Annotated in this window: 3 protein-coding genes; 2 read left to right on the top strand and 1 reads right to left on the bottom strand. The window is 50.6% G+C overall.

Annotation, left to right across the window (positions count from 1 at the left end; all coding sequences use genetic code 11):
• Positions 1-507: 16S rRNA methyltransferase (locus ACP5KC_RS08685; RefSeq protein ID WP_428287301.1), on the top strand; the 507-nt coding region annotated here is incomplete at its 5' end.
• Positions 508-589: 82 nt separating this feature from the next.
• Positions 590-1657 (top strand): hypothetical protein, encoded by a 1068-nt coding sequence (locus ACP5KC_RS08680; RefSeq protein ID WP_428287300.1) that lies wholly within the window; start codon positions 590-592, stop codon positions 1655-1657.
• Here ACP5KC_RS08680 and ACP5KC_RS08675 read toward each other — a convergent pair.
• Complete coding sequence (locus ACP5KC_RS08675; RefSeq protein ID WP_428287299.1) at positions 1645-5004, bottom strand: hypothetical protein; 3360 nt, start codon at positions 5002-5004, stop codon at positions 1645-1647. The two genes, ACP5KC_RS08680 and ACP5KC_RS08675, sit on opposite strands and share 13 nt — an antisense overlap.
• Positions 5005-5040 lie beyond the last annotated feature (36 nt).

Raw genomic sequence — 5040 nt, 5'->3', positions numbered from 1 at the left:
GACATTGTACACGTATGCCTCCTTATCAGCCAGGGTAGCCTGCTAAACCAGCTAGGCCTCCTGAAGACAACCATTCACACCATTAACGGAGAAGTGATCGAAGTCAACCCATCTACGAGAGTCCCTCGAAACTACAATAGGTTCCTAGGAGTTATGAGCCAACTTCTCTCCATAGGGAGAGTCCCCCCTTCGGGCGAGCCTATCTTGATGTGGAAGACTGGAAAGTCCCTCACCGACCATTTAAAAGAGAATAATACCGATTTCGTGGCACTCCTCAACGAGTCCGGCGCTCCGACAACCCCTAAGAGGCTAGCGGAAAAGTTGATAGGCTACGAGAACCCTGCGGTAATAATAGGTGCCTACCCTCATGGAGACTTCAGCAATGAAGTCTATAATGTGGCAAACCAGGTCTTCTCTCTCGGGGGCCGTAGCCTTGACGCTTGGACAGTTCTGGCAAGGATGATCGCGAGCCTGGAGGACGCCCTTGGGCTCTGGGATGCCCTGTGACACTATTAGACTCAAGGAGTAGTAGAGGTCTTTTGAACCAAGTATTTTTCTACGTGACTTGCGGTCAATGAAGGGTTCATCTATGCGGGTGCTCGAACTGGACGAGAGACGTGGAAGGCTGCAAGTGATCATCGAGACGCCTGAGGATCTCTACTACCTGTCCATGATCCTGAGAAAAGGGGATTTAGTCTATGCCTGGACTTTCCGTCAACTCAGGGTTGAGCGGGAGCTGGGTAGTGAGAAGGGTGAGAGGGTCAGGGTGTATGTAGGGATCGAGCTTGAGAAGATAGGTTACAGTAAGTTCACGAAGACGATGAGGCTGACCGGGAGGGTTGTTGAGGCTCCAGAGGATCTCCACATAAAGGGTAGTTTCCACACGCTAAGCATAGGAGTGGGAGACGAGGTCACAATAATAAGGAAAGAAGGCCTCGGTTACTTTGACAAGGAGATTCTTTCAAGGGCTACCTCCATCATACGGAGGGTTCTCGCAATCTCTATTGGCGACGACGAGGTCAGCATAGGTGTACTCTCGCCCATAGGTGTTGAGTTGAAGGGTAGCTTCCCATACTATCCAAGGAGGACAGACAAGGATGCCAGTATTAGGGAGTCGGTACTTCCTGTTCTCAAGGAACACCTGGAAGTTGTTAGGAGTGCTTACGATCCTGCAAACTACGATGAGATACTTGTTCTTACCACTGAGAGGCTTGTCGAGGCCGTAAAGGAGACTCTAGAGAGCCTGGGCATCAAGGCGCGGATTATAAAAGTCAGCGAGGGGGGCGAGGCAGGAATCTACGAGCTTTTGAGGCGTCAGGATCTCAGGCATCTCTTCACCGAGATCAGATCTCTGGCTGAGGCACAAGAGGCTAATGCGCTTATAGAGGAGCTTCTTAAAGGTTCGCAGAGAGTGATCGTGGGCATTGAAAATGTTGAACGCGTTACAGAGTGGGGGGTGGTGGAGAAGTTGATTGTCCTCGATGAGCTCTTCTTTGATGAAGCTACGAGGGAAAGGATCTTCAACATAATTTCGAGACTTCAAAACTCGAAGTTTCTAATCGTTGACGGGGAGAGTGAAACTGGAAGAGTCCTAAAGAGGTTGGGCGGGATCGTAGCTAGGACTTTTTACACGCTTCCAGCGGCTCAAGCATTATGATCTTCCTGACCTAACTCGCGCCCCTTCATTGATGTTTTTCTTCTGAACTTCTTAAGCAACAGTATTGTTGCCGCGAGTATTGTTCCCATAACCGCGTATAGCGGTACCTCGTTTCGCGTTATCCACTCTGATAATGCTAGAAGGGAGGGATCACCTTCTGAAGCCCACTTCTCGAGAAGCCATCGGGAGAGGAGACGGAGAGGGTCGTATGCGGCTGTAGCCTCTGACGATTTCTCGTAGACATCTAGGGCGCTGTTTATGGTCTTCCAATTGCCCGAGACGACCGCTAAGCGGAGCTGTTCATCAAGTGCTCGTGGTCTGCCCAGCGCGTTGACCATCCCAAGAGACCTTAAATACGTATCCTTTGGTACAAGGAATACTTCGAGACTCGTAGAGTTCGAGCAGCCCATGTACTCGACGCTTAGCGTTAACACCGCCTTGCCCAGCTGAGCTATTGTGTAGTTTTCCTGTCCATTTACCTTCACTGGGGCTGGGATCCTGGTTCCGTTAGTGAAGACTGCGTATCCACTTACAGCTCCCGTGGGTATTATGGCTGCGGAGTCGATAAAGCCTAAAACCTCCTCTAATCCTAGATTAATCTTATCCCACGTTATGGTTGTAGCGGCAGTGTAGTTTAAGATGCTGGCTGTTAAGCGTAGACTACACACTTTATCAAAGCTCAAGGTTAGAGAAGAGTTCCCATGGAGTTGAAAGGTTTTCTCCTCGCAGCCTTTCAGTGAAACGTTTATGGGTAGAGGCAAGGGTGGATGAGAGTTAATGATAATTTTTGTCTCGGCTTTCGCGCCTATTAGTCTTAGCGGAGGAGCATTCACGGTGATTTTCTCGACTCTTACATAGAAGAATTTTTTAGACTCCTCGGCAAACCAAGAGCCGACAGTGACCGCATGCTCTCCAGGAGCCTCGGGTTCTAGCTCAAGCTCTTTCATTATTGATCCTGATCCGGTTATTCGAATCTTCTTTACCTGTGTCCCGTCCAGTAGTACCTCTAAGAATGCGTCAAGGTAAGAACTAGTGTTAACTATAAGGGTGGATTTAACCCTTGTCGGGTAAATCGCGACCTCAGGGGTTCTCAGACTCAAGGTAACGTTAGGCATTACGGTCCGAAGTGTCTCGAAGCCTATGTCTACTCGGAGTTGCTTCTCGGGGGCTGGCAGGAATGTTTCAAGTGTTATGCTCCCGTTGTAGACTTGATGTCCCAGCACTAGGTACTTGTGGGGGCCTGAGACATTGACGAGCAGTCTTACCAGGCTCCCGTTGTCAAGTACCCTCCACTCAAGGATCCTCCAGGCTATACGCGGTGGCTTTACAGCGACACGCGTGCTCCAGGAAGGGTTGCCGTTAGCTATGAGAATAATATCGTTCAGCTGGTTCAGGGTGAAGTTTAGATCAGTGGACAGTTGAGGCTTGCTGCCGCATTGAAATTTGGAGACTCCGATGATGGAGGAGTTCACTCTAACGGTCACCTCGTATTCCACGCGATAAGCTGGACAAGACGAAGTGAATACCGTGGCGTTGACGCTCGCGAGTAACCATCTGGGCGCCACGATCTTCGGCGAGGCTGTCAGAGTTACAGTATAGCGGGGCAGGTCTACTGTCACAACTCCAACATAGTAAGTTGCGTACGGCACGGCAACACTGCCCGAGAAGCCGGAGATCTGAACCTGTGTCTGTAATGATAGAGGCTGTATAATTACGCTGACAATCGTCTTGTCGCTTTCGGAGTTATACGAGGCAAGGGTCACGGCAAGCGAGGCGGGCTCCACAGGGAGGCTTGCCTCAACATTATTGCCAGGGTCTAGCTGGAGTATAATTTTCCCAGAGGCTCTACTAATAGATCCAACAGTCTTGAATTCTATCCTTACCTCTGTGGCTCCAGGCTGCAGTGTAAGGCTCTGGGGGACGTTGGTGTACACGAGTATACTCTGGTTGTCAACCTTGGGCTCGACAACCTTCAAGGATGCTAAGACTTTGAACTTGTTGGGGTTAATCACCCTCGTGATTATGCTCCCATATGCACTGGAAGACAGGTAGAGGGGGGTCGGGGTTACGAGTTGGAGGGAGGGCTTTTCAACGCTAACGGTGATAGTGGTTTTCTCGCCAGAATACTCTATGCTGAGGGGGTAAACGCCCCAGCTCACGCCCTGTAGTGTGAGGTCCACGTAGCCCGAGGAGGCTGTGAGCGTCGTCCCGTTAACTAGTACAGCACCGTCTACGGGCTTGCCTGCATAAGTTACGTAAAGTCTAAGCTGGAGGTTTCTATCTATGGGGTTAAAGACGCCATCCCTTATCTCTGCCGTAAGTGGTGGTGAGAATGTTATTGAGACTTGATAGTTCGCCTGGGAGAGACTAGGATTTACCAGGGCCAAGATGAGGCTTCCGTTTGACACGTAGAAGGGCTGGTTTAATGCTAGATTGCTCCTTAGAGTCCCTGTCGTGGAGATAGTGACTAGGCCCGGTGAGGGCAAGCTGATCGTGAAGTATTTAGCACTCAAACCGTCGAGAGAGAACTGCGTGCTCCAGCCAGAGGGGGCCAGCGTTACCTGCTGGTAGCTAGGTCGGTATGTCGTCCCGCATATTTGGACACCTTTAGCGAGTGCAAGGAGAAAACTCGTGTAGGCGGAGTTTATCCAGTCCGAGATGACCGAGCTGCCTGAAAACGATGCTGAGAAAGAGGTAGCGGCACCCGCATATCCCGACGAGATGACCCAGTTGTAGAAGGCTCCATAAGCGTAGCTCTGCGGGGCAGCGTTGCTGAAGGAGTAGGGGTTGGTGGTGTAGAGGTTGTACTGGAGGAAGTAGGAAGGCTCCCACCCGCAGATACCCGAGAGCGCCCCGGCAACCCCCTCAGCGCTGGCCTCTACGTACCATGGATAACTCTCCAGTACGTTCTTGTACTGTACATAGGCTAGCTGTGCTACGTGATTCATCTCGTGGTAAGCAGTGTGTGTTAGGATAGACTGGGATAGACCTGGGGTTATCTTTATATTCACTATACAGGTGCTCAGGATTTTCCCGGTATTAGGGTCGTAAGAGTACTGCCATGTGGTAAGTCCAGCCTCACTACCGGAAAGGCTCTGAATGTAGACAGCGTACTTGTTACCGTTACAAGGGGGCGAAAGCCCTACTCCCCGGTTGACAAGAGCTGATCGTGCAGCCTCAAATGCATTGGCAACGCTCTGTGCGTATGCTGATCCAGCGCCAGCATTGTCGTACACGTCAAAGTTCTGGGAAGAATAAGTAGGAGCTGAAAAGGATACGCGTGTCGCAAAGGCTAGGATAAGTATCAGGATTACCAGCAGGATTAGGCTTCTACGACTAAGTCCCACATCTTAAGTTTTCTCAAAGCGAGCTTTTATCTTTTC

The sequence above is a fragment of the Infirmifilum sp. genome, assembly GCF_049970975.1.
In the GTDB taxonomy this organism is placed as follows: Archaea; Thermoproteota; Thermoprotei; order Thermofilales; family Thermofilaceae; genus Thermofilum; species Thermofilum uzonense.
The sequence above is the reverse complement of the archived record's forward strand: the minus strand, read 5'-3'. Positions and strand labels throughout refer to the sequence as shown.